28 protein-coding genes and 1 pseudogene are annotated in these 23,353 nt (G+C 41.0%); 17 read left to right on the top strand and 12 right to left on the bottom strand.

The window, feature by feature from the left end; genetic code table 11:
* The first annotated feature begins 4 nt into the window (after positions 1 to 4).
* Positions 5 to 478, top strand: a complete 474-nt coding sequence (locus H6G96_RS14890) for a TspO/MBR family protein (protein ID WP_190912180.1) — start codon at positions 5 to 7, stop codon at positions 476 to 478.
* A 5-nt stretch (positions 479 to 483) separates the two neighbouring features.
* Here H6G96_RS14890 and H6G96_RS14885 read toward each other — a convergent pair whose 3' ends face one another.
* Positions 484 to 1,191: a M15 family metallopeptidase gene (locus tag H6G96_RS14885; RefSeq protein ID WP_190912179.1), complete on the bottom strand. Its 708-nt coding sequence runs from the start codon at positions 1,189 to 1,191 to the stop codon at positions 484 to 486.
* 269 nt (positions 1,192 to 1,460) lie between these two features.
* Between H6G96_RS14885 and H6G96_RS14880 the strand changes: the two genes are divergently transcribed.
* From H6G96_RS14880 to H6G96_RS14865, 4 genes are all read left to right on the top strand, one after another.
* Entirely contained in the window at positions 1,461 to 2,975 is a 1,515-nt protein-coding gene (locus tag H6G96_RS14880; protein WP_190912178.1) for an aminotransferase class I/II-fold pyridoxal phosphate-dependent enzyme, read from the top strand.
* An 80-nt stretch (positions 2,976 to 3,055) separates the two neighbouring features.
* Positions 3,056 to 4,075: an ABC transporter ATP-binding protein gene (locus H6G96_RS14875; protein ID WP_190912177.1), complete on the top strand. Its 1,020-nt coding sequence runs from the start codon at positions 3,056 to 3,058 to the stop codon at positions 4,073 to 4,075.
* A gap of 103 nt (positions 4,076 to 4,178) precedes the next feature.
* Positions 4,179 to 5,066 carry an ABC transporter permease gene (locus tag H6G96_RS14870; RefSeq protein WP_190912176.1) on the top strand — a complete coding sequence of 296 codons (888 nt, stop codon included), beginning with the start codon at positions 4,179 to 4,181 and terminating at the stop codon, positions 5,064 to 5,066.
* 36 nt (positions 5,067 to 5,102) lie between these two features.
* On the top strand, positions 5,103 to 5,498 hold the full coding sequence (locus H6G96_RS14865; protein ID WP_190912175.1) for a hypothetical protein: 396 nt from the start codon (positions 5,103 to 5,105) through the stop codon (positions 5,496 to 5,498).
* 81 nt (positions 5,499 to 5,579) lie between these two features.
* Here H6G96_RS14865 and H6G96_RS14860 read toward each other — a convergent pair whose 3' ends face one another.
* The gene (locus tag H6G96_RS14860; protein WP_190728635.1) at positions 5,580 to 6,017 is read right to left on the bottom strand and encodes a peroxiredoxin; all 438 of its coding nucleotides are present in this window, start codon (positions 6,015 to 6,017) and stop codon (positions 5,580 to 5,582) included.
* Between the two features lie 194 nt (positions 6,018 to 6,211).
* Between H6G96_RS14860 and H6G96_RS14855 the strand changes: the two genes are divergently transcribed.
* The 5 genes from H6G96_RS14855 to H6G96_RS14835 all read left to right on the top strand — a co-directional run bounded on the left by H6G96_RS14855 (position 6,212) and on the right by H6G96_RS14835 (position 9,355).
* Positions 6,212 to 6,616, top strand: a complete 405-nt coding sequence (locus tag H6G96_RS14855) for an Npun_F0494 family protein (protein ID WP_190912174.1) — start codon at positions 6,212 to 6,214, stop codon at positions 6,614 to 6,616.
* Between the two features lie 280 nt (positions 6,617 to 6,896).
* Positions 6,897 to 8,375 (top strand): cobyric acid synthase CobQ, encoded by a 1,479-nt coding sequence (gene cobQ / locus H6G96_RS14850; protein ID WP_190912173.1) that lies wholly within the window; start codon positions 6,897 to 6,899, stop codon positions 8,373 to 8,375.
* 80 nt (positions 8,376 to 8,455) lie between these two features.
* Positions 8,456 to 8,692, top strand: a complete 237-nt coding sequence (locus H6G96_RS14845) for a 2Fe-2S iron-sulfur cluster-binding protein (RefSeq protein ID WP_190912248.1) — start codon at positions 8,456 to 8,458, stop codon at positions 8,690 to 8,692.
* Positions 8,693 to 8,753: 61 nt separating this feature from the next.
* Positions 8,754 to 8,972 (top strand): type II toxin-antitoxin system HicB family antitoxin, encoded by a 219-nt coding sequence (locus H6G96_RS14840; protein WP_190912172.1) that lies wholly within the window; start codon positions 8,754 to 8,756, stop codon positions 8,970 to 8,972.
* Between the two features lie 182 nt (positions 8,973 to 9,154).
* A complete protein-coding gene (locus H6G96_RS14835; protein ID WP_190912171.1) occupies positions 9,155 to 9,355 on the top strand; it encodes a hypothetical protein in 201 nt (66 codons plus the stop codon).
* 198 nt (positions 9,356 to 9,553) lie between these two features.
* Here H6G96_RS14835 and H6G96_RS14830 read toward each other — a convergent pair whose 3' ends face one another.
* From H6G96_RS14830 to H6G96_RS14795, 9 genes are all read right to left on the bottom strand, one after another.
* A complete protein-coding gene (locus H6G96_RS14830) occupies positions 9,554 to 9,997 on the bottom strand; it encodes an SRPBCC family protein (protein ID WP_190912170.1) in 444 nt (147 codons plus the stop codon).
* A gap of 93 nt (positions 9,998 to 10,090) precedes the next feature.
* Positions 10,091 to 11,527, bottom strand: coding sequence for a 9,9'-di-cis-zeta-carotene desaturase (gene zds, locus H6G96_RS14825; protein WP_190912169.1), 1,437 nt, complete (start codon positions 11,525 to 11,527; stop codon positions 10,091 to 10,093).
* A gap of 274 nt (positions 11,528 to 11,801) precedes the next feature.
* Positions 11,802 to 11,978, bottom strand: coding sequence for a CopG family transcriptional regulator (locus H6G96_RS14820; protein ID WP_181374043.1), 177 nt, complete (start codon positions 11,976 to 11,978; stop codon positions 11,802 to 11,804).
* 1,637 nt (positions 11,979 to 13,615) lie between these two features.
* Complete coding sequence (locus H6G96_RS14815) at positions 13,616 to 14,254, bottom strand: histidine phosphatase family protein (RefSeq protein ID WP_190912168.1); 639 nt, start codon at positions 14,252 to 14,254, stop codon at positions 13,616 to 13,618.
* A gap of 41 nt (positions 14,255 to 14,295) precedes the next feature.
* Positions 14,296 to 14,430, bottom strand: coding sequence for a hypothetical protein (locus H6G96_RS42385; protein WP_277932922.1), 135 nt, complete (start codon positions 14,428 to 14,430; stop codon positions 14,296 to 14,298).
* Positions 14,431 to 14,494: 64 nt separating this feature from the next.
* On the bottom strand, positions 14,495 to 15,016 hold the full coding sequence (locus H6G96_RS14810) for a hypothetical protein (RefSeq protein ID WP_190912167.1): 522 nt from the start codon (positions 15,014 to 15,016) through the stop codon (positions 14,495 to 14,497).
* A gap of 112 nt (positions 15,017 to 15,128) precedes the next feature.
* Positions 15,129 to 15,569, bottom strand: coding sequence for a hypothetical protein (locus H6G96_RS14805; protein WP_190728643.1), 441 nt, complete (start codon positions 15,567 to 15,569; stop codon positions 15,129 to 15,131).
* Between the two features lie 318 nt (positions 15,570 to 15,887).
* Positions 15,888 to 16,070, bottom strand: coding sequence for a CsbD family protein (locus tag H6G96_RS14800; protein WP_190912166.1), 183 nt, complete (start codon positions 16,068 to 16,070; stop codon positions 15,888 to 15,890).
* A gap of 354 nt (positions 16,071 to 16,424) precedes the next feature.
* Positions 16,425 to 16,877: a hypothetical protein gene (locus tag H6G96_RS14795; RefSeq protein ID WP_190912165.1), complete on the bottom strand. Its 453-nt coding sequence runs from the start codon at positions 16,875 to 16,877 to the stop codon at positions 16,425 to 16,427.
* A gap of 252 nt (positions 16,878 to 17,129) precedes the next feature.
* On the opposite strand from H6G96_RS14795, the gene uvrB reads away from it, so the two are divergent.
* The 7 genes and pseudogenes from uvrB to H6G96_RS14760 all read left to right on the top strand — a co-directional run.
* Complete coding sequence (uvrB, locus tag H6G96_RS14790) at positions 17,130 to 19,127, top strand: excinuclease ABC subunit UvrB (protein WP_190912164.1); 1,998 nt, start codon at positions 17,130 to 17,132, stop codon at positions 19,125 to 19,127.
* 132 nt (positions 19,128 to 19,259) lie between these two features.
* The gene (locus H6G96_RS14785; protein WP_190912163.1) at positions 19,260 to 19,490 is read left to right on the top strand and encodes a hypothetical protein; all 231 of its coding nucleotides are present in this window, start codon (positions 19,260 to 19,262) and stop codon (positions 19,488 to 19,490) included.
* Positions 19,487 to 19,756 (top strand): hypothetical protein, encoded by a 270-nt coding sequence (locus tag H6G96_RS14780; RefSeq protein ID WP_190912162.1) that lies wholly within the window; start codon positions 19,487 to 19,489, stop codon positions 19,754 to 19,756. The genes H6G96_RS14785 and H6G96_RS14780 overlap by 4 nt, the downstream gene beginning before the upstream one ends.
* Positions 19,757 to 19,843: 87 nt before the next feature.
* A complete protein-coding gene (locus H6G96_RS14775; RefSeq protein ID WP_190912161.1) occupies positions 19,844 to 20,404 on the top strand; it encodes a Uma2 family endonuclease in 561 nt (186 codons plus the stop codon).
* Positions 20,405 to 20,676: 272 nt separating this feature from the next.
* Positions 20,677 to 20,907 (top strand): DUF2281 domain-containing protein, encoded by a 231-nt coding sequence (locus H6G96_RS14770; protein WP_190912160.1) that lies wholly within the window; start codon positions 20,677 to 20,679, stop codon positions 20,905 to 20,907.
* Positions 20,904 to 21,290, top strand: a complete 387-nt coding sequence (locus H6G96_RS14765) for a type II toxin-antitoxin system VapC family toxin (protein WP_190912159.1) — start codon at positions 20,904 to 20,906, stop codon at positions 21,288 to 21,290. The genes H6G96_RS14770 and H6G96_RS14765 overlap by 4 nt, the downstream gene beginning before the upstream one ends.
* Positions 21,291 to 21,396: 106 nt before the next feature.
* Positions 21,397 to 21,534: pseudogene (locus H6G96_RS14760) on the top strand (Uma2 family endonuclease); the annotation flags it as partial.
* A 113-nt stretch (positions 21,535 to 21,647) separates the two neighbouring features.
* On the opposite strand, the gene H6G96_RS14755 reads toward H6G96_RS14760, so the two are convergent.
* Positions 21,648 to 23,231: an HlyD family efflux transporter periplasmic adaptor subunit gene (locus tag H6G96_RS14755; RefSeq protein WP_190912158.1), complete on the bottom strand. Its 1,584-nt coding sequence runs from the start codon at positions 23,229 to 23,231 to the stop codon at positions 21,648 to 21,650.
* Positions 23,232 to 23,353: the final 122 nt, after the last annotated feature.

Genomic DNA, 23,353 nt, shown 5'->3' with positions numbered 1-23,353 from the left:
CATTATGATTCCATCTTGGATAATAATTGGGGCTGTAACTTTTCTCGTCGCCCTTGGTAGTTTCTTCATCACGCCACGTGATGTTAAATGGTTTGCAAACTTAAGTCGCCCTCGTTGGCTAGTTTTTGAGCCGTTAATTCCAATTATCTGGACTGTGATTTTTATTTGCGGTGCAGCTTCAGCCTATGTTGTCTGGGAGAAAAACCCAGGAGGCATAATTACTTGGCTACTAATGGCTTTGTACCTTTTAGTGGAAATTATCACCGTTGCCTATATACCTACAATGTTGAGGTTTCGCAGTCTCAAAGTTGGGGAAGTTCTTGGGCTAATCGGTTTGATTTCAGGCGTTATCCTCGCAATCTGCGTTTTGCCGATTTCTTTAACGGCGGCGCTTTTACTTCTTCCTTATCTAGTTTGGACTCCGATTGGTACTTACACTACCGACGAGTTAAAGGAACTGAATCCTCAAGATGCATAACGCATCTATACAAGCCGTCCATAACGTGCTGTGACAGGCTTGGCTGGATTAGATTGATTATTCAGCCAAGCCCACATTTGATCGCCAATAGAAAAATGCCACCACTCTCTAGGATTGCGTTGAAAATCGGCTTTTAACATTACATCTCGCAATAGTTGACGGTGAGCATGATACTTTTGGGCTTCTGGGCGATCGCTATTGGCATAATAATCTGGGTGCGATCGCTCTGACATTTCATCAATCGGCGAACCCATATTTACTATTTGCCCCGTATCATCTACCAGTGTCACATCCACCGCCGCACCTGTACTGTGAGGAGGGGGAGTTTTTTCATCCAAACTTGGTACAGCCCAAATTGCATAAACCGCTTCCCAAATCTCTTGGCGTTGGTTTGGGGATAACTCGATTTCAGTCAGTCCCCTTTCTCGTACTGCTTGGGCGAAGCTGTAATCTACCATAAACTGCTGGACTGCGATCGGGCGATAAGCATCAAAAATTTGGATGCGCCAGTTGCGATGCAACAGTTGAAGATAATTTTGCGCTTGGATCAAATTTTTAATAACGCTTTGACGGAGATAATAAGGAGAGCGATCGCTATAAGGCGCACCTAATTTTTCATAAGGATGAGGAGATTCCACCGCAAACAATTCTAAAGGAATCGCTATTATCGGTTCACCACACTCAAAAATCGGGATTTGATGATAAGGTCTCATCTAGTCAGCTACACAGGACTTACGGATTTTAACGCAAGCATAGCAAAATCCCCCAATTCAAAAGAGAGGCTTTCAAGTTCCCCTTCTTTAACTACCGCGTATACACAAGCCTTTGAGAATTTCTAAGTAACTAGGGTGGGTTAATTTTAACAAGCCGATACAATCGCATATTTCAAGTTTTGATTGCCTAAGTTTTGATTTTATAGAATTAGACTCTACTTTAATACTGTGCTGTTTCTTTTGCATCCTTGGAGTTTGTTTCTTTAAAAATGCTCAATCAAAATCAAATACCCTTATTAGATGCCTTAAAAACCAATGCAGCAAGACTCCATGCACCTTTTTACACTCCAGGACATAAACAAGGTGAAGGAATTTCTCAACCCTTGGCTGATTTACTTGGTAAAGCCGTCTTTCGCGCTGATTTAACCGAATTAGCAGATTTAGATAATCTCTTTGCGCCCCAAGGCGTTATTCAAGAAGCACAACAACTAGCAGCAGCAGCCTTTGGTGCATTACAAACATGGTTCCTTGTCAATGGTTCTACCTGTGGGATTGAAGCAGCAATTCTCGCTACCTGTGGCACAGGCGATAAAATCATTCTGCCTCGCAATGTTCATTCATCTGCGATCGCTGGTTTAATTCTCTCCGGTGCAATACCAATTTTTCTCAATCCTGAATACGATCCAGTTTTAGATATTGCCCATAGCATTACGCCTAATGCTTTAGAATCTGCACTCCAACAACATCCAGACGCTAAAGCAGTGTTAACAGTTTACCCAACATATTACGGTGTTTGTGGAGATTTGAGTGCGATCGCCAACATCACACATCAATACAATATCCCTCTACTTGTAGATGAAGCACACGGCGCACACTTTGCCTTTCATCCAGAATTACCCACTCCAGCCTTAGCCGCAGGTGCAGATTTAACTGTACAATCCATCCACAAAGTACTTGGTGCAATGACACAGGCATCAATGCTGCATATTCAAGGTAATCGGATAGATTGCGATCGCATCAGTAAAGCTTTGCAACTAGTACAATCTACCAGTCCTAGTTATTTACTTTTAGCTTCTCTAGATGCAGCGCGTCAGCAAATGGCACTCCACGGAAAAATGCTGATGTCTCGCACTTTACAACTTGCTAATGAAGCTAAAACCAGAATCAGCCAAATTCCTGGATTATCTGTTTTACAGATTTCTAGCCCCCCTCATCAAGGGGGGTTGGGGGGATCTTCTATAGGTGGGTTGCGGGGATCTGTCGGCTTTGTGGCTTTAGACGAAACGCGATTAACTGTAACTGTTTCTGGTTTAGGTTTAACCGGATTTCAGGCAGAGGAAATTCTGGATGAAAAATTTGCTGTTACCGCCGAATTCGCTTCACTGCAACATCTCACCTTTATCATTACTTTGGGTAACACCCCTGCCGATATTGAGCAACTAGTAGAAAGTTTTACTACTCTTGCCAAAGAATATTGGCGAACCAACTTAACTGTTAAAAGCGATCTTTGGCAGGATGTTTTCACTACAAAGTGCCATCCTTTACATTTTTCTCCTCGTGAAGCCTTTTTTGCTGTCAGTGAAATACTACCTTTGATACAGACCAATCAACGCATCTGTGCTGAAATCGTCTGTCCCTATCCCCCAGGAATTCCTGTATTAATGCCGGGAGAAGTCATCACCAAACCCGTCCTTGACTATCTGCAACAAATTCAGGCGATGGGAGGATTTATCATCGGTTGTAATGACACAAGCTTCAAAACTTTGAAAGTGCTGAAAATTTAATTTTTGTCCTCCCAAGACTCTTCACCTTCTACAATAAAGATAGACTTTATTGAGATTTGTATAGTTGGGGATAAGCTGTCATGGCTCCCGCCGTTTTCATTCAAAATTTGCAAAAACGTTACGGTACAGTAGTTGCCGTCCAAGATGTTTCCTTTCAGGTAGAACCAGGAGAAATTTTTGGTTTACTTGGCCCCAACGGTGCTGGGAAAACTACAACCTTGCGTGCTTTATGTACACTTACCACACCGGATGCTGGCAAAATCGAAGTATCTGGCATCTCTGTGTTAGATAATCCGAGAGTTGCAAGACAACGATTAGGCTACGTAGCTCAAGAAGTCGCACCCGATAAGGTGCTGACTGGAAGAGAACTACTGCAACTGCAAGCCGCACTTTATCACCTCCCAGGCGCAGTAGCCAAACAGCGCATTGAGACTGTATTAGATTTACTTGGTTTGCAAGAATACGCCAATAAAAAGACAGGAACCTATTCCGGCGGGTTACGCAAGCGCCTAGACTTGGCTGCTGGGTTACTCCATTCACCAGATGTTTTGGTGTTGGATGAGCCAACTGTGGGGCTTGACATAGAAACGCGTTTTGTGGTTTGGGATTTCCTGAGAAAATTACGGGCCTCTGGGACGACGGTAGTAATTACCAGCCATTACTTAGAAGAGGTTGACGCTTTAGCCGATCGCGTCGCAATTATAGATCGCGGCGTTGTAATTGCGGCTGGGACACCTTCACAATTAAAAGATCAAGTAGGGGGCGATCGCATCACTTTGCGAATCCGCGAGTTTTCCCCGATTGAGGAAGCAGAAATTGCCAAAAACCTCTTGCAACCTTTGCCATTTGTGCAAGAAGTGATCATCAACAGCGCTCAAGGTAATTCCCTCAACTTGGTGGTGACACCTCAGAACGATGTTCTGATTAACATACAGCAAGCGCTGAACGCTGCTAGCTTGCCAATTTTTGGCATAGCCCAATCTCGCCCCAGCCTCGATGATGTTTATCTCGCCGCTACAGGACGCACACTGATGGATGCAGAATTAGCAGCCGTTGCCACTCGCGATCCTAAAGCTGAGAAAAAGCAGAATATGAGATAAGGCATAGCGAATGGGGCATTGGGCATTGAGCATGGAGATATTTACCACTCCCAATTCCCGATTCCCCACTCCCCACTCCCCACTCCCCACTCCCCAATTATTTATGAGCGTTACTCCTAAATCTGATATCAATTGGCAGCCGTTAGCATCGCCACAAGCAGATGCTAATCCTGCACCTAACTTTTTCGGTGAATTGGTACAAGAGACGCTGGCTTTAACTCGTCGCTTGTTTATTCAATTGCAACGTCGTCCCTCCACATTGGTTGCCGGAATTATTCAGCCGGTGATGTGGTTGGTGCTATTTGGTGCATTATTTCAAAATGCACCCAAGGGATTGTTTGGCAGTACGACAAATTACGGTCAATTTTTGGCTGCTGGAGTAATTGTGTTTACAGCCTTTGCTGGGGCGCTGAATGCTGGTTTGCCCGTTATGTTTGACCGCGAGTTCGGCTTTTTGAATCGTTTGCTGGTAGCACCCTTAGCATCACGGTTTTCCATTGTCTTTGCTTCAGCAATCTTTATCATCAGCCAAAGTTTGCTGCAAGCAGCCGTGATTGTTGCAGCAGCAGCGTTTATTGGGGCTGGACTACCAAATGCAACGGGTTTATTTGCGATCGCTCTAATCGTCTTCCTTTTAGCTTTGGGTGTGACAGCCATCTCCCTTGGTTTAGCTTTCGCTCTACCTGGACACATTGAATTGATTGCAGTGATTTTCGTCACCAACCTACCATTATTGTTTGCTAGTACTGCTTTGGCTCCTTTATCCTTCATGCCTCAGTGGTTGCAGATTGTAGCTACTCTAAATCCTCTCAGCTATGCGATCGAACCCATTCGCTATCTGTATCTCCACAGTAGTTGGGAACTAAGTAGCGTAGTAATGCAAGCTCCTTGGGGTGATATTACCTTTGGAGGGGCTTTGTTGGTGTTGTTTGGCTTTGCCGTTGTCGCCTTAGTGAGTATTCAGCCTCAACTGCGGCGAACTCTTGCCTAAAGAGATAAAATAGAGCAATTTTAGGGTCAAAATCCCATGAAAAAACCATTTTTACAAATTCCTAGACTTTTTGTAGCTACCGTGGCAGGGATTAGCTTTGCTTCTTTGCTCATAGCTCAACCCAGTTCGGCTCAAGTCAGCCCAACGGATGCTTTTCCCAGTAATAGTACAACAGACCAAAATACTGATCCCTTTTCCCGTTCAAACTCAGACAATTTCAATATGTTTGACCTGATTCATCGGGCGAATTTTGGGACTCTCAACTGGAATTCTGATCAACAAAACGAACAACTAGACTCAGCCGCAGAAGCCTTTAAAGCCAGGCAACAAAAGCTAATTCAAGGTCAACAACAGCAAGCAACTCCCAGTTCGCCGTTAGTTATACCACAATCAGTTACACCACCATTAGTTACACCACCATCAGGTAACTGAATTCCAATAAAGAACCCCAAGCCCTAGAGGGCTTGGGTTAAAGCTACGCTTTTAAAAAATCGTTAGTTATTAGGTAAATAACTACAGCCCAAGTGCAGCCAAAACATCGCTAGCATGGGTAGCGGTATTTACACTAGCGTCAACATGGGTAATTTTACCACTGGGGTCAATTACATAAGTGACGCGTTTGGCATAACCGCCGCCATCCACATCAAAAGCTTTGATTAGGGATTTGTCGGTGTCAGCCAGTAGGGGAAAATTCAAATTATATTTTTGGGTGAATGCCTGATGAGCGACTTCATCATCTGCACTGACTCCCAAGATTACAACATCTTTACTTTGATATTCAGATTGGGCATCCCGAAAACTACAGGCTTGTTTGGTGCAGCCTGGCGTGTCATCTTTGGGGTAAAAATACAAAACGACCGTCTTTCCGGCAAAATCAGATAAAGAGACTGTGTTGCCGTTTGTATCTTTGGCGGTAAATGCAGGTGCATCCGTACCAACTGCTAGAGGCATAATTAACTTTTCCTGTTTCAGATTGTTGATGCACTTGAAATTTTACATTAATTTATAATGATTAAATATAATTAGTAAAAAATAGCATAACTATACTTTAAGTAACTAATTTTGGTTAAATCAGGTAGCTGGTACAAGAAAAAATATATTCTTAAATTACTCTTTATTAGAAGAAAAATTTCTCCCCATACACAATGCCTGCTGTTGATTCCCAAAACCCAAATATTTTTGTCTATCCTCAAAGCACAGTAGAAAGAGCCGAACGATCGCTAGTGTGTTCACCCTTTAATCTATCTTTATTTGAAGTCATGGGACACCAGAGTGTGTCATTAACTGCGATCGCCCTGGAAAATGGACTCAAGCAGGGCTATACTAAACGCCCTTTATCAGAATTAGCCTGTGATAACGCCTTGGGCTGGCTGATCCAAGTAGGTGTATTACGCCGCGAAGTCGATGGTCAAGGGATTACAGATAGTTTTCGCCTGACTCCCTTGGGTCGCCAGTTGGTAGAACAATATCAGGGAAAAAATTGGCGGATACCTTCATGGCGCGATCATTTATCCGATGCTGTGACTCGTTGGTTGCGGATACCTTTTTAGAATAAAAAACAAAAAAGTTAGGATTAGGGAATCAAAGGGAACAATATATACTGAAACATCGCATCTATTCATGAAGTCTTTACCATAATCATCTAATTCAAATTTGTGATGGTTATGGTGAGCATTGGGCATTGGGCATTGGGCATTGGGCATGGCTCAATAATCAGTAGTTCTTATTCTGCCTCCCTTGCTCCCTCATCTCCCTCATCTCCCCCTGCTCGGCTATTGTTCACTCCTAAAAATTCACCCTGTATCTTGAAAAAATAACTAAATAGCAACTATGAAATCAATTATGGTGGTGGGGACAACATCCCATGCAGGGAAATCACTTTTAACTACAGCGATTTGTCGCATTCTGTCGCGGCGCGGCTGGCGAGTGGCTCCCTTTAAAGGTCAAAACATGGCTTTAAATGCTTATGTCACTGCCAATGGTGGAGAAATTGGCTATGCCCAAGCAGTGCAAGCTTGGGCGGCGGGAGTCGTGCCTTGGGTAGAAATGAACCCAATTTTACTCAAACCCCAAGGGGATATGACTTCCCAAGTAATCATCAAAGGCAGGTCTGTTGGTAAAGTTAGTGCCTCAGATTACTACGAGCAATATTTTGAACTGGGGTGGCGGACAATTGAAGAATCGCTACAGCATTTAGGAACAGAATTTGACATGGTGGTTTGTGAAGGTGCCGGTAGTCCAGCAGAGATTAACCTCAAGCATCGCGACTTAACTAATATGCGGGTGGCAAAACATTTAAATGCACCAACGATGTTAGTAGTTGATATCGATCGGGGTGGTGCTTTTGCCCATGTCGTGGGAACCTTAGAGTTATTAGAACCAGAAGAACGCGCCTTAATTAAGGGTGTAGTAATTAACAAGTTTCGAGGACAGCGATCGCTCCTAGAACCAGGGATAAAATGGTTAGAAGAACGTACAGGTATCCCGGTTATTGGTGTTATACCCTACTTACAACAAGTGTTTCCAGCAGAAGACTCCCTTGATTTGCTAGAACGTGAATCGCATAAAGGCCAAACTGACCTCAACATTGCCGTCATCCGCTTACCCAGAATTGCCAATTTCACCGACTTTGACCCACTAGAATCAGAAAGCACTGTTTCAGTAAAATATCTCAGTCCAAAGCAAGATTTAGGACATCCTGATGCCGTAATTCTCCCAGGTACAAAGACCACAATTCCTGATTTACTACTACTGCAAAAAAGCGGTATGGCAGAAGCTATCCAACACTATGCTGCTTCTGGAGGAACGGTTTTAGGTATCTGCGGCGGCTATCAAATGCTCGGTCAAATCATCGCCGATCCAGAAGGGATAGAAGGACAAGCTGGCAGGTATCAGGGGTTAAATCTTTTACCAATTAGAACAGTAATTACAGGACAAAAAATCGCCCGTCAGCGCCAAGTTAGCTCAAATTATCCACAACAGGGCTTGCCAGTAAATGGCTTTGAAATCCACCAAGGGCGATCGCGCATCGAACAGCAAGGTATAGACCCGCAATCGTACCATGCCCTATTTGACGATATTAATTTAGGATTAGTAGATAGTTGTCAATCAGTTTGGGGAAGTTATCTCCACGGGCTTTTTGACAATGGCCCTTGGCGACGGGCTTGGTTAAATCGCCTGCGTCAACAGCGCGGTTTAAAATCTTTGCCCACCGGAGTTGCTAACTACCGAGAACAGCGAGAACAGATTTTGGACTCCCTAGCCACTGAAATCGAAAGTCATTTAGACCTAACTCCATTTTTGTCTTAAACTAAGTGCATAAAAATCGCACATTTTTTCGATTAGAGTGTCATTAGTCGCTAATGACCAATGACCAATAACTAATGACAATGATTGTTCGTGTCCGCTTTTTACCAGATGATGTTACAGTAAATGCCAAAGTGGGAGAAGCCCTATTAGATGTAGCAGACCGGGCTGGGGTATTTATTCCCACCGGCTGTCTTATGGGGTCTTGTCACGCTTGCACTGTCGAATTAGAGGATGGAGAAATCATCCGCGCTTGTATAACCGCAGTACCTCCACGCGAGAAATTGACGATTAATTTGTTTAGTGACCCAACTTGGTAGTTTTTTAACCCTCTAAGTTCAGAAAGAAGATCAGATGAGGAAATAGAAAAGAAAAGACAAGATGAGTAAGGTTAAATACCAAATGCTTATTCAGTGGTCTGATGAAGATGATTGCTTCTTAGTAGGATTCCCTGATTTTCCAGGACAACGCTGGCGGACTCACGGGGATACTTACGAGTTGGCGGTGGCAAATGGAATTGAAGCCTTAGAGTCTCTAATTATTGCTTACGAAGCTGTCGGTGATCCACTTCCAGAAGCAACAGTAAGTAGAGTGCGTTAACGCGATTGAGTAGATGGTAACGTAATGCTGAACAATTTGTGCGATCGCAGGTTATTTTTTTAGTTAAAATATTATTTTTACGTAAATTCGCTGTTATTTTTATAACTAGGCTCATGTGAGATTTTTTGTTAGCTGGGACTTACTGAGCTTTATTAATTACTAATAAATAAAGATTAACTATAGTGAATAAACTGAATAACCGTCAGCTTGCTGCTATCCTCGTGGGTGGTATCGGGTTTGGCTTTGCTGTGGTACAGGAAGACTGCCGTTTTCCTTATGTACAAACAGTTATGCCTGCTGCCTTGATTGCCTATGTTAAGGGTGAAGATTCCAAGCTACCCTCTGATTCTGACAAGAAATTGGAGGGTAAAGGTAAACGGTAAGAAACTGACCCTCAGCATATATGAAGTGCTGAGGGTCGGCAAAACTAAATTGATGAATTATTTGATAACGTACATATAATAGTTTGTAAAACTGCGTAGATTCAAATTTCTAGCACCAGTTTCGGAATCCATATTTTACTATCAGACAGCAAGAAACTGTTACATATTGTTTCTTACTGCCTGTTTTTGCTATCTATATCAATTAGCTTTAACATTCAGCGCGTATTCTTTAAACCTTTCCAAATCAGCTTGAATCGTTGATTCCACTATCCGCCCTAAAAACAAGTTATCCATAATTTTACCAAGAATGCCGGGGATAGCGTAGGAAATTGTCATTTTCACAATGCTACTATTGTGGCGATCGTAGAAGCGAATCGCTCCCTGATTTGGCAAACCATCAATAGATTCCCATTGGATAATTTGGTTGGGAACAACTTTAAGAATTCGAGATTTCCAATTAAATTCTAGACTGCCCGTCTTCAGTTTCCAAAGAGATATATCTGGATTATCTGGCGGAACTTTCACCGAATCAATCCACTTCATCCATCGAGGCATTTGCTCTAAATCAGCCCAAAGGCTCCATACTAAATCTATGGGAGCCTCTACCTCTACCTGCACAGTATGCTCTAACCAATCTGACATTCTTTGTTCTTCCTTCTCTACGAGACGCTGACGCTCCTAACGTCGCTACCGCTTCGCTAATGCGAGTGCGCCCTTTGCGCCCTTTGCGGTTAGTTATTTCTTCAAACTCTCCAAAATCACTTTTGCCGCCCGTCGTCCAGAAATAGTTGCTCCTTCCATGCTATCGATGTAATCTTGCTGAGTATAACTCCCTGCAAGAAAGAAATTATCTACTGGTGTCTTCTGGTTGGGACGATACACATCCATCCCTGGGGCTTCGCGGTAAAGAGATTGAGCAAGTTTTACCACGCTGTACCAAGTCATATTTAGCTCTCGTGACGAGGGAAACAGTTCATGTACTTGCTTGAGGACATGCTGTGCGATCGCTTCATTGCTTTGTGCAATAAAAGGATCTCCTGGTGTCAGCACTAGCTGTAACAATGAACCCTGTCCTGGGCGATAATAATCAGCAGGGCTAGTCAACGCCAAATCGGCAAAACAAGAAAAGTCCGCATCGGCTGTGTAGAGCAAATTATCAATTCCAGCCGCGTGATTTAGCTGTTTACGTTGCTCTCCATCGTTCAGTTCAGTCACCCAACCATCGAAGCGTAGCTGCACTGTTGCTACTGGCACTGCATCCAGTTTGTAAATATTGTCAAATTCTGGCCACTTACGCCACTCGTGGGGTAGGATGCGCTGAATTCCTGGAACATCACAGGCAAAGACATAAGCATCAGCAGTGATAGTTTCTACTGTCTCACCTTGGGCAACTACTATACCGGTGACACGGGTTTGTTCATCTGATGTAAATTGAATTTCCCGAACTTGCCGACGGGTATAAACTTTCGTGCCTCTAACTTCCAGATATTCCAGAATGGGCTTGTGCAAATACTCATGGGGAGAACCTTCCAGCATCCGCAAAACTGAGGCTTCAGTTCTGGCTGCAAATAACTGGAATATCGTTAACATACAACGGGCAGACATATTTTCGCAATCAATAAATCCCAGAGCGTAGGCAATGGGGTTCCACATCCGTTTGATGCTGCCATCACTCCCACCGTGACTGCGGAACCAGTCGGCAAAGCTAATTTTATCTAGTTTGCGGATGGTTTTCATTGCCCCGTTAAAGTCTACCAATCCACGAACTATGGGACTAGTACCCAAAGCGATCGCATTTTGCAGTTTATCCTGCAACGATAGTTGAGAGGTCGTAAAAAATGCTTTTAAGCCATTGAAAGGAGCACCTGTAAGGAACCGAAAATCCAAAGCACCAGTGCTGCCTCCTTTATTAATAAAAGTGTGGGTATGTTCTTTGAGGCGTAAATTTTCTAACACCCCCACTTTCTTCATCAAGTCAAATAGTTGGTAGTAGCAGCCGAAAAATACGTGCAAACCCATTTCTACATGGTTGCCATCTCCATCAACCCAACTGCCAACTTTACCACCCACAAACGGACGAGACTCAAAAATCTCTACTTCACAACCAGCATCTGCTAAATCTACTGCGGTTGCTAGTCCAGCTAGCCCCGCACCTACTATTGCAACGCGCATTCCGTCGTTCCTTTTCAGTTTCTTTACAGATTGTAACTGTGTTGGTGTCGGAATTTGCTACTGAATATTAACTCCACCAGCAGATCAAGACATGGCAATGTCGATACTAAAACTCTTTAATCACTTTTTTTAGTCTTCGGCAATTGACCAGACGCGAGAATAACGCGTCTGTATCAGCTAGACAAACTCTTGTCGATAGCGGCGGACTCAAAAAAATATCATAACTATTTCTTGGCAGCAAATCAGTTATCTGGTAAGTCGTAAAAGCAACTTATTAGTTGTTTACATCTTTGTCGTCATCGGAGACAGGCAAACTTCTAATTAGTTCACGAATCACATCGGTGGCTGGTCTACCTGTCTGTTGACAATATTTTTCTAGCTTTTCCGCTTCCTGTGTTGCGAGATTAACAGTTATACGTTTAACAGCCCATTTTTTGTTGGTCATTATCATGCTATCTGCTGTATATTTTGATCGTCGAAAGGTTCTAAGTAAAGAGGAAAACGATAAGAGTATCAGAGTTTGTGTCAGGAAACAAGTAATATCATTAATATTAAAAATATTCTTTTTGTCAAAGTATTGATCATTTTCTAAAAAAATCAAAAAACTACACTTTATTTGTTACTATTGTGGCAATATAAAAAGCACATAGTTACTTCTGAAGATAATAACCCTACTAACAGCATGAGTAAACCCTGATCATGAAATTTTATAAATGAATTTGAGGTACCTACTGTTGACTTAATCAAGGTTTCCAAACTTATTCTCCATTGAAAGCATTTGACCTTCTCTCTAAAGCAAGTTCGCTAAACCCATTTTGAGAGAATATCTGGTATAGCACTAGAAAATAAAGCTTCAGAATCATGATCATCCTGAAATGCTTTCTTACACGCGGTTTGCAATGGTTCATAGATGTCGTAAATAATCACTTAAAAGTAGCCAAATAAGCGATCGCTATAGAACAAACGCCCATCTGCACCCATTACTATAACTAGGCAGTTAAGAGCTACTTCAACGTTTATAAATTTTGCTAGCTTCGATCAAGCTAATTGCTTATTTGTACCAATATAGTAGCTACTAAAAAAAAGGCAAGATTTAGTTTCCTGGGTGTAAATAGCCAATTTATTGGTAAATTCTAACAATCTTATCTGTAATTTTACACAGCTAAAATGATCGCAAAACAGATATGATGTTAGTTGACTGTTGACGATAACAATATTTGAGTTTTGTTCCATTCTTTTGCACTAACTCACTGTAGAAATCCTAAGCAATATGAAATGTAATTTATCTTCTCTCTAACGATATATTTTGTCTTAGACTCAGTAGTATTTTCCTTATTCATAGTATTTACTCATCTGTTTTGAAATTATACAAATTGTTTTTTGCAAATTACTTTGCCAGAAATTGCACAGTAGTTTTTTCATAAATAAGAAACAAATTACTGTCAATATAATATAGGCTTGCAAACATTTATTATTTGGTAAGTATATTCATAAAAACAATTGTATATTTCAATCTGTTTCCATTATGTATTAATTCTAGCTGTTGTTTATGCACTTTAAATAATCTTCATTTAGAGACTAAATAAGCTCACTTTCATTACTTTATAAAAAAATTACAAAGGAAAAGATACTATCTGAGCTTTTGCTTAATGATATTGACACATAATAAGATGAAAAACTAAAAAAATTGTTAAAAAAACATTTTGATATCTAAGTACCTTACCTAGATTTTATTAAAAAGAACCTTGCAGATAATTTTTTAACGATTTGTATTATTTTATACTAGTTTTTTTACATAAAATGACATGGAAAATATCAAAATACAGATACTTCATAAAATTGAGGTAAAGTTAGCTTCTAATGATAGGTCACCTAGTGATGTTGACATATGCAGAATATTGAACCCCACCCCACGGCAGGCGGGGAAGGCTTCTTTTGTTATGAGTAATTCAGCTGACATGACTACTGCAAATACACCCAGCCGGATAATGACTTCGGGCGCAACCTCTCCAAGAGTGGGGAGTCGAAGTGCTACCCCCTGCCCTTAAAGCGATAGGATATTTTTTATTTGGAAGTCCCTAACTACCCTCACGTTCCTGGTAGATGACGTAACCGCTCATCCAAATGACTACGGTCTGCTAAAACCTTTAACAGTGGGCCATGTGAGGTAAATTCTACAATACTGACCGAAGCAACAGGGCATCCCAAACAAAAACGAAAGCGTCCGACATCAATCCCTAACAAACTACACAGAATAATTCTGATGGTTGCTTTGTGTGAAACAACTAAAACATTGCCATTAGTGTAATTTTGCTTGATTTCTTCAATTACCTGCAAGGCACGAGAAGCGATTGTAACAGCCATTTCTCCACCAGTTGGAGCATTCCAAGCCGGATCTGCTGACCAGCGAAGATAATCATCGTGATATTCACGGCTAATTACTTCTGGGGTTGTTCCTTCCCATTTACCATAGTTGATTTCCTTCAAACCATCTCTGAGCTGTGGTTCTATCCCTATAGATTCACATAAGGGTTCTGCCGTTAATACAGTTCGCTGCATTGGACTACAAAATATTGCTGTCCAATCCATAGAATTATATGCCTCAGCAAAGGCCTTTGCCATCTCCAAGCCTTCTGGGGTAAGCTCTGAGTCGATGGAACCACAAAATGAATTATTGCGGCTGCATTCTGTTTGTCCGTGACGGAGGAAATAAAGAGTTAGGCTCACGGGTATATTCTCATTGATTTTCAATTTGAGAGCGTTAACAATCAGATGTAGCTGAAGATAGTTAATGCCTGTGGTATATTACTACGATTTTCTGATATTTTGAATATTTTCAGGGCAAAGTTGCGGAAGTTAGGGTCGTCATAGATATCGCTATTTGGGTCATTTTGATAAGCCAAAAATAAAGGTGGGTAAAATACCCACCTAATCTCTTACTCATCCTCCAAACTCAAAATTTAGAAGTTACTTGTGACTACCTAACCACTTAGCGGCCGCAATTCCGATAATGCCTGCTACCACAGGATTACTGAGAAACTTGATAATCCCTGGTTGCTCTGCTAAGACTTGGTGGAAAATATCAGGGTGGTTATGATAAGTGAAAGAAGCTAGTTTACTTACATCATCAGCACTCATGCGGTTGGGATGGTGTGTAGAAAGTCCCAACTGTTGCTCTAGATGCTTCTCGTCTAGTTTTCTTTCCTTCAAGTGTTTGAAGAAGGCTCTTGCTACATCATCCCGTTCATTGGGTTTAATTTGTGCGATCGCCTGTTGTAATTCTGGCTCCATTTGGCTGGTCGGAATCTTATCTGGATGTAAAGATCGACCAAATAATTGCCGACGTTGATCTTTTGTTGTCCGTTGGGCAAAATCATCAAAATTTTGATATTCCGCCGTTGATTCGGCTGTAGTATCATCCAGGGATTCAACGTCACCTTTAGCCAAATCTTTCATGATTTGACGCTTGTAATCTTCGCTGGTTGCCACTTTACTTATCTCCTTTTTTTCGCCAATTCTTTGGATAACTGGTATTTGCAAACCATAATTCCAAATCAAAATTACTCAAACTCTTTTCAAGTTTTCATTGCAAATATAGCAATTAGGTATACTTAACTTGATTAGTCTGAGTGTCATATTCAGTAGTCAGAATCAATTGCTTATCAGGTGCGTAAATCAAAACCTTTAAGTCTTGTTTGGGGAAGTTTTTATGGAAACCTTGAACTAAAGATTTTGCTAATGGCCGCACTTCGGTAGGACGAACTTTAGAGGAAATCACGACACCTAGTTTGTTGTTATCGCGAACATAAGCGTCCTGAATTAATCCTTGAGATGTTTGCACAACCCAGTTGCCAAAGCTTTGTCCGTTCGAGGTATTGCCTCGCTCTAACTCTGCATAAGTTACATCTCGGCCAATTGCTGAGGGGGTAGTTGGACGGTCAAGTTGTGATACAGCACCACCACCGCAGGCGGTAGTTATTATCATTACTGCGATTAAAACGAAAGTCGCCAATATTTTGCGACTTTGCTGAAATAGAATCATTCTTTTACCTCCTGAAAAAAGACTTTAAATAACAAATAGAATAGGTTGGATATTCAAACTAACGCTTGCATTTATAAACTCGGAACCTATGGAGGTTATTGCTCTAATTTATAATAATTTTATTCTGGAATATAGAGACGTAAATAATTACGTCTCTATAGAAGTTCTGATAATTAAGCTAACCCTTTAAGTTTCCACGCTTGCTAATAGGATAACAAAGGGGTGTAGCATTTGATTGTGAATACTTCATGCTTTTTTGCAAAAATGGAATCCATCCCATTCCTATCCCTAAACTTTCTGCAAAAAATGAACGAACTATTAATCAATCTTTTTCTTCACATTATCTTTTACGTCTTCTATACCATGACGGACTTCGCTTTCAGCTTGTTTTGCTTTGCCTTCAGCTTTATCTTTTGGATCTCCAGTTACTTCTGCTGCTGCTTCTTGGGCTTTACCTTCAATATTTTTAGCAGTTGCTTTAGCCCGTTCTTCTAAGCTCATTTGGTACTCCTTCTTTCTTTTATAAAAGGTTTGTTTCAAAGCTCTATGCTCTAAACTAACTTTGAAACTCTTTGTTATTACCTTTACACAGTAGCTTAAAGTTTTTACTAAAGCCTTCCACCACAAGACATATTCAAGAATTTGTAATTTTTAATTCGTAATTCGTAATTCAGAAAGGTTATTGTAGTAAGTGTTCTGGCTGTTGGTTGAATACAAAATAAAGTAAGGATAGCTTAGTTATCTATGCTAAAAGACATAGAAAAAGTGCAAATATTGAATCTTTACTTTTTTAACTAAAAAAACCCAGTTCCATATAAGAACTGGGTTAATAAAGTTACGGGGATATTTTTTTGTTTAGTCTAGAAAACCCATCAGGCTTTCAGAGTTGTCAATCTCATTTGATGCTATTGGACGATTACCGAAGGTGGAATAGCTTTCATCAATTACCAATAAACTTGAACCAATTGGACGAATCCCAGAGAGATTCATACTTTCAACAACTTGGAATGTATTAGCACCAATTGGACGAATGCCCATTGAGTTATAGGTTTCAACTACTTCTAAGCTACTGGTGCTAACGGGACGTACCCCAGCAATTGACAGGTGTTCAGCAACTTCTAAGTCGCTAGCGCCTATAGGACGAATTCCAGAAATGGCAAGTGTTCCAGAAGCTCCCACTGGCAGTTCATTAACTTCATCGACTTTATCAGCATTCAAGCTCTGGTCTTGTTGATTTTCAACTTCCTCTGTAGACTTGGCATACTTTTGCCGAGAACTGGTTGCTTTGCCAGTGTTGCTAATAGTCATAAATGAAAACCTCTGGTTTGTTAATTGAATTTTACAATAATTAAGGAAAGATGAAATTTTTCCCATATACTTTAGAGTTTAACCTTAAACAACCTCATATAGATATAAGAATCTTTAAAACTGATACATAAGTAAATTTAAATTAATAATTTTTGTAAATAATTATTACTATTTATTTGCTCTAATAACCCAGCTACAATGGATACAGGGCGGAATCATCACTATGAAATAGGGTATTTTCAGCAAAATTGTATGGCAGAATTTTGTCTTCAAGCTCCCTTTAGTCCCACAGGCGATCAACCACAAGCGATCGCACAACTCACTGCTAGTATCCAAGCTGGTAATCGTTACCAAACTTTACTAGGAGCCACTGGAACTGGTAAGACATTTTCGGTAGCAGCAGTTATTGAGAAAATTGGCAAGCCTACCTTAGTTCTGGCGCATAATAAAACCCTGGCTGCCCAGCTTTGTAACGAATTACGAGATTTCTTTCCCAACAACGCAGTTGAGTATTTTGTCAGCTACTACGATTACTATCAGCCAGAAGCGTATATTCCCGTTACCGATACTTATATTGAAAAAACGGCTGCAATTAATGATGAAATAGATATGCTGCGGCATTCAGCGACGCGATCGCTTTTTGAACGCCGTGATGTCATTGTCGTTGCTTCCATCAGTTGCATCTATGGTTTAGGAATGCCAGCAGAATATCTGAAAGCTGCCATCCCCCTTCAGATAGGTATGGAAGTAAATCAACGCCAAATTTTACGGGATTTGGCAAATGTTCAATATAGTCGCAACGATATAGAAATGGGTCGCGGAAAGTTTCGCGTCCGAGGAGATGTCTTAGAAATTGGCCCAGCTTATGAAGACCGAATTATTCGTGTAGAATTCTTTGGTGATGAAATTGACGCAATTCGCTACATTGATCCAGTGACAGGTGAAATTCTCAAGAGTTTGGAAGCGGTGAATGTTTACCCGGCGCGTCACTTTGTCACCCCAGAAGAACGGTTAGAAGTAGCTTGTAATGACATTGCAGCAGAATTAAAACAGCAGAAACTAGATTTAGAACAAGCTGGGAAACTATTAGAAGCTCAACGCATAGATCAACGTACACGCTATGACTTAGAAATGCTACGTGAGGTAGGTTACTGCAACGGCGTTGAGAACTATTCCCGTCACTTAGCAGGAAGACAAGCTGGAGAATCACCTGAATGTTTAATTGATTATTTTCCCAAAGATTGGCTACTAATTATCGATGAATCTCACGTTACCGTGCCACAAATTCGTGGGATGTATAACGGCGACCAAGCTAGAAAAAAAGTTTTAATTGAACATGGATTTCGTCTTCCTAGCGCTGCTGATAACCGTCCTTTAAAAGCAGAAGAATTCTGGGAAAAGGTAAATCAGTGTGTTTTTGTTTCAGCAACTCCCGGAAATTGGGAATTAGAAGTTTCTGAAGATCATGTAGTTGAGCAAGTAATTCGACCAACTGGAGTGGTTGATCCAGAAATTTCTGTGCGTCCCACAGAAGGGCAAATTGATGATTTGTTGGGAGAAATTAAAGATAGAGCTGATCGCCATGAACGAGTGTTAATTACCACATTAACCAAGCGAATGGCGGAAGATTTAACCGAGTATTTGCAAGACCACGGTATAAGGGTAAGGTATTTACATTCCGAGATTACTTCTATTGAGCGCATTGAAATTTTACAGAACTTGCGCGAGGGTAAATTTGATGTATTGGTTGGTGTGAACTTGCTGCGGGAAGGGTTAGATTTACCTGAAGTTTCCTTAGTAGCAATTATGGATGCAGATAAAGAAGGTTTCTTGAGAACCGAGCGTTCCTTAATTCAAACTATTGGTAGAGCCGCGCGTCACATCCAGGGACAGGCGATTTTGTATGCCGATAATATGACAGGTAGCATGATTAAAGCTATTGATGAAACAGATAGACGGCGTGGTATTCAAACGGCACATAATCGACTGCATGGGATTACACCACAACCAATTGTGAAAAAATCAAGTAATGCAATTTTGGCTTTTTTAGATGTATCTCGGCGGTTAAATGCAACTGATTTGAAAGTTGTAGATGAACATATAGATGAATTGCCATTAGAACAGATTCCAGGGTTGATTACTCTGTTAGAAGCACAGATGAAAGAGGCGGCGAAGAAACTGGAATTTGAAGAGGCGGCAAAATTGCGCGATCGCATTAAACATCTGCGGGATAAAATGCTAGGACGTTAACGTGAATTTTATACTCACGAATCAGCAGTTACCCGCGCAGAAAAGTTATTGCTTGGGTTACAAAGCGCTGAACTTGCCACCAAGAAGCGATAATGGATAAGATGCCATTTACGTTTTAAGAGTGTGGTAGCCATGACTGAGTTACTTGAGCGTGCGATCGCCAAACTTAAAACTCTACCTGTTGCTGAACAAGATGCGATCGCTGCTCGTCTTCTTGCCGAGATAGAGGATGAGCAAAGATGGAAGGCTCAGTTTGAATCTACAACAGATGCTCAGTGGGATCGTCTAGCTGATATGGTAAGGCAGGAAATTGCTGCTGGCGACATCACTCCTTTAGCTGACGTTTTTCCCTCTGAGCAATGAAGTCAAGTGTTACGAAAGTATATCGCAAGAAACTTGATGAGCTTCCTGCATCAGTTCAGGAACAAGCGGCCAAAGCCTATGCTCTTTGGCGTTCAGATCCTTACCACAATAGTCTTCAGTTCAAACGAGTTAGCCAGCGCCAACCTATCTATTCAGCTCGTGTTAGTTTAGACTACCGCGTTCTTGGCTTGTTGCAGGATGATCACATTTACTGGTTCTGGATTGGCGCACATACAGAGTATGACGAGTTACTTCAGAGGTTGTAGCGCCAGCAGGCTAACCGTTAGCTTCTCCATGCGCGATCGCCAGAAAGCATCTGCGGGATAAAATGTTAGGACGTTAAAGTGAATCTTATGCTCACCAATATTCGCCTAATTAGTGTTCAAGAATATCACAAAATGGCGGAAACGGGGATTTTTCATCCTGAAGAACGCTTAGAATTAATCGCGGGACAAATCATCAGAATGTCAGCAAAAGGAACTGCTCACGAATCAGCAATTACCCGCACAGAAAGGTTATTACGTCAACGTTTGGGTGACAAAGTTTTATTAAGAATCCAGTCACCAGTGCGACTTGACGATTATTCGGAACCAGAACCAGATATTTCAGTGGTGAAGCTGAATCCATTAGATTATGAGGATCACCATCCCAATGCTTCCGAAGTGTTTTTACTAATTGAAATAGCTGATTCCAGTCTCAAATATGATCGAGAAGTAAAAGCGATCACATACTCAAAGTCAGGGATTATTGAATACTGGATTTTAGATGTTAATGGACGCAAGTTGTATATGTATCGTCTCCCTAGTCCAGACGGATATCACAGCGAGAGCATACTTGCAGAAGATGTGACAATTTCACCTTTAGCTTTTGGTGATTGTGCGATCGCGATTCGAGAATTATTGCGAAAAGTTTAAATAATTCGTAATTTATAATAAAGTTCGTGGACTTGCTAACGTTTTTCTGTTTGGTCAGAATAGTGCTTAAGTCGAATAACACTTGTACTTGTTCAAGTAGTTTCTTTAGGCGTTGTTCCATTAGCATAGTTATGCTGCTCGGTTTTCGGTGGAGATGGTAATTTCATAGGTTATCTGTTGGTAGCCAGTGTCAAGCTCTCCAGAGCTACTGGTAGAGCAGTAATTTTAAATTTAAAGACAATTACAAGCAGGAGAAACTCTCAGGAGAAATTATGGCTATTGATGCAGAAATTTTACAAACACTAGATCAAATGCCAGAGCCACTTAAACAAGAACTCTTGCATTATGCAAAATATTTAGTTGAGAATTATTCAAAAGCTGTTTCCCAAGAGAGTTTACTACAAACAAAGCGTCGTTCTGGCATCTTAAAAGGAACTTTTGTTTTACCTTTGCCTGATGACTTTGATGAACCTCTGGAAGTTTTTAAAGAATACATCGAATGAGTGGTTTCCTTTTAGATACTCATGCCTTTATCTGGCTAACTGAAAATGACTCCAGTCTTCCAGATAATCTGAGAATGATGATCAATACCGCAGATATAGTTTATCTCAGCATCGCTAGTCTTTGGGAAATTGCCATCAAGTTGAACCTTGGCAAATTATCGCTTCAACGGAGGTATGAAACGATAGGTTCTGCGCTCGACGCTTCAGATATCCTTATACTTCCGATATCTTTTGCCGATACAGTTCAAGTTCAGAATCTCCCGCAACATCATGGCGATCCATTTGACCGGATGTTGATTGCACAGGCTATCAATCACTCCTTAATTATTATTAGCAGAGATAAAAAATTCGATGCTTATTCTGTTCAGAGGATGTGGGAATAGTCATACCAAAAGAGAACACCCATTTTTCGCTATCCTAAATCTAGATAATGCCTTAGCCGATGTTTACGACGGGTAGTTCCTGAGCGCAGCCGAAGGGCTACGCCTACGCACCTGCGAAGTGTACATTGTAGATGTAAAAGTTCAGGTAGAACCGGGGCAAAAGTATTTTTATCCAGATGTGGTGGTGACTTGCGATGAACGAGACACTGATCCACAATTGGTACAATTTCCCTGCTTAATTATCGTCTAGAGATTGCGCTGTCGGAAAGTGACAGAAGAGGGATATAAAATCCCACTTCTGTGTGTAGACATCCTTTTCACAAATTAACGAGAGAGTCAGTATGCCTCCTACCTTCTTCAGCGTACCTCTTTAAGAGTATCAATTTGCTTAGTAAACAACTCGGTGAATAAACTAAGCACAGTTCGTTCTTCGCGTACCTTTATATTGGCACTGATAGACATACCTGATTGCAAGGTGACGGGTTTACCCCTAATCACTAAGGATTGTTTATCCAATGAAATTTTTGCCGGAAATCTATAAAACTGATGTGTTTGGTCTGGCGGTAATGCGTCTGACCCTATCCCGGCTACTTCACCTTTGATATCGCCAAATTCGCTGTAAGGAAAGGAATCAATTCTAACATCTACCTTCATGCCTTTTCGGACAAAACCAATATCTTTATTAGTGATGAAAACTTCAGCTATATAGTTTTCATTTGGGACAATTTGCAGCAGTTTTGTAGTTGGATTCGCGACAAAGCCAGGGTTTTTTGCTTGCAAATCGAAAACTGTTCCAGCTACAGGCGCACGGAGTTCTTGATATTTAAGGTTTAACTGTGCTTGAGAGATTTTACTATTAACATCTGCCAAACGTTGTTCATTTTCTAGGAGAACTTTTGTGAATTGACTATCGATTTCGGCAATGCGTGTTTTGTTATTACCTATATTGTCTAAAATGTTTTTATCAGAAACAGCTACCGTATTATTTAGCTCTTGCCGCCCTTTTTGAATCTCAAACTGGAGGCGTTTCTGTTCTTCGCCTAGTTGTGCTACTTCCGCCGCGAGAGTTTGTACTTGTTGTTGCTGATTTAGATATTGAAGCTGGGAAATACCGCCTTCTTCTGCTAGTATTTTGAGTTTATCTAAAATCTGCTGTTGGATTGCTAAACCTGATTTAGTATCTTCTAATTTGACTTGGTTCTGAGAAAGTTGTTTCTTAGTTTTTTCTACCTCTAATTCCGCCGCCGCAGAGCGGGAATCTAACTCTCTTTTGGCAACTTGTAGACGCTGCTGTTCATCAATTCCTAATCTAGAATCTTGGCCAGAATTTTTTAATTGAGTCCGCAATAAGTCATTTTCTGATACTAATGCTGCGCGACTTTTCAGTAGAAAAGTAGCTTCTGGCGGCAAATCCCCGCGCATAAATAATAGTTCTGATTCCGTGGCGCTACTCGCTCGCATCAATCGGCGATAAATCTGGTTTTCTTTAATTAATGCAACGCGAATCTGGTTCAAAGAATTTAATTCGGCAGAAGAGGCTATAGAATCAAAGGTCAGCAGCAAATCTCCTGCCTTTACTTGTTCTCCATCTTTAACATTAACTGTTTTCACCACTCCACTAACAGGAGCTTGAACTTCTTTGATTGTTCCCTCCGGCTTTAGTTGCCCCGTTGCTGGCACTACTTGCTCAATTTTGGCAATATAAGCCCAAGCAATTCCAAAGCAGGCTAGCGCCATTAGGGTGATCATGATTGTACGCGACCAAATTGGAGATTGGCGCAAGACAATAGATTGCTCAAATTCCTTAGAACTTGAGTTGATTAAAGACTGTTGAGCAGCTTTCTGTTGTTTTGTAAGTAGCTGTGAATCTTGCTTGACTCCATTTTTGTGATTACCGTTTTTCTGATTGGTGTTGAGCTGATTCCCATTAAGTTGAGTCATAACGATTTTAAATTTTGGATTTTGGATTTTGGATTTTTTGTAAAGTAGGCACTGTTTACCGATGGGAAAGCCTTGATTTTGATATTTGTGATAGTACCCACCCTACAGTTATTGCTAATCTA

It is taken from the genome of Nostoc sp. FACHB-892, from assembly GCF_014698795.1.
Lineage (GTDB): Bacteria > Cyanobacteriota > Cyanobacteriia > Cyanobacteriales > Nostocaceae > Nostoc.
This window is presented reverse-complemented; position numbering and strand designations above follow the sequence as displayed.

Excerpts from the sequence above, each read along its gene's own strand:
- H6G96_RS14890 (WP_190912180.1), top strand. The coding sequence starts at position 5 with ATGATTCCATCTTGGATAATAATTGGGGCTGTAACTTTTCTCGTCGCC.
- H6G96_RS14885 (WP_190912179.1), bottom strand. The coding sequence starts at position 1,191 with ATGAGACCTTATCATCAAATCCCGATTTTTGAGTGTGGTGAACCGATA.
- H6G96_RS14880 (WP_190912178.1), top strand. The coding sequence starts at position 1,461 with ATGCTCAATCAAAATCAAATACCCTTATTAGATGCCTTAAAAACCAAT.
- H6G96_RS14875 (WP_190912177.1), top strand. The coding sequence starts at position 3,056 with ATGGCTCCCGCCGTTTTCATTCAAAATTTGCAAAAACGTTACGGTACA.
- H6G96_RS14870 (WP_190912176.1), top strand. The coding sequence starts at position 4,179 with ATGAGCGTTACTCCTAAATCTGATATCAATTGGCAGCCGTTAGCATCG.
- H6G96_RS14865 (WP_190912175.1), top strand. The coding sequence starts at position 5,103 with ATGAAAAAACCATTTTTACAAATTCCTAGACTTTTTGTAGCTACCGTG.
- H6G96_RS14860 (WP_190728635.1), bottom strand. The coding sequence starts at position 6,017 with ATGCCTCTAGCAGTTGGTACGGATGCACCTGCATTTACCGCCAAAGAT.
- H6G96_RS14855 (WP_190912174.1), top strand. The coding sequence starts at position 6,212 with ATGCCTGCTGTTGATTCCCAAAACCCAAATATTTTTGTCTATCCTCAA.
- cobQ (WP_190912173.1), top strand. The coding sequence starts at position 6,897 with ATGAAATCAATTATGGTGGTGGGGACAACATCCCATGCAGGGAAATCA.
- H6G96_RS14845 (WP_190912248.1), top strand. The coding sequence starts at position 8,456 with ATGATTGTTCGTGTCCGCTTTTTACCAGATGATGTTACAGTAAATGCC.
- H6G96_RS14840 (WP_190912172.1), top strand. The coding sequence starts at position 8,754 with ATGAGTAAGGTTAAATACCAAATGCTTATTCAGTGGTCTGATGAAGAT.
- H6G96_RS14830 (WP_190912170.1), bottom strand. The coding sequence starts at position 9,997 with ATGTCAGATTGGTTAGAGCATACTGTGCAGGTAGAGGTAGAGGCTCCC.
- zds (WP_190912169.1), bottom strand. The coding sequence starts at position 11,527 with ATGCGCGTTGCAATAGTAGGTGCGGGGCTAGCTGGACTAGCAACCGCA.
- H6G96_RS14820 (WP_181374043.1), bottom strand. The coding sequence starts at position 11,978 with ATGATAATGACCAACAAAAAATGGGCTGTTAAACGTATAACTGTTAAT.
- H6G96_RS14805 (WP_190728643.1), bottom strand. The coding sequence starts at position 15,569 with ATGATTCTATTTCAGCAAAGTCGCAAAATATTGGCGACTTTCGTTTTA.
- H6G96_RS14800 (WP_190912166.1), bottom strand. The coding sequence starts at position 16,070 with ATGAGCTTAGAAGAACGGGCTAAAGCAACTGCTAAAAATATTGAAGGT.
- H6G96_RS14795 (WP_190912165.1), bottom strand. The coding sequence starts at position 16,877 with ATGACTATTAGCAACACTGGCAAAGCAACCAGTTCTCGGCAAAAGTAT.
- uvrB (WP_190912164.1), top strand. The coding sequence starts at position 17,130 with ATGGCAGAATTTTGTCTTCAAGCTCCCTTTAGTCCCACAGGCGATCAA.
- H6G96_RS14785 (WP_190912163.1), top strand. The coding sequence starts at position 19,260 with ATGACTGAGTTACTTGAGCGTGCGATCGCCAAACTTAAAACTCTACCT.
- H6G96_RS14780 (WP_190912162.1), top strand. The coding sequence starts at position 19,487 with ATGAAGTCAAGTGTTACGAAAGTATATCGCAAGAAACTTGATGAGCTT.
- H6G96_RS14775 (WP_190912161.1), top strand. The coding sequence starts at position 19,844 with ATGCTCACCAATATTCGCCTAATTAGTGTTCAAGAATATCACAAAATG.
- H6G96_RS14770 (WP_190912160.1), top strand. The coding sequence starts at position 20,677 with ATGGCTATTGATGCAGAAATTTTACAAACACTAGATCAAATGCCAGAG.
- H6G96_RS14765 (WP_190912159.1), top strand. The coding sequence starts at position 20,904 with ATGAGTGGTTTCCTTTTAGATACTCATGCCTTTATCTGGCTAACTGAA.
- H6G96_RS14755 (WP_190912158.1), bottom strand. The coding sequence starts at position 23,231 with ATGACTCAACTTAATGGGAATCAGCTCAACACCAATCAGAAAAACGGT.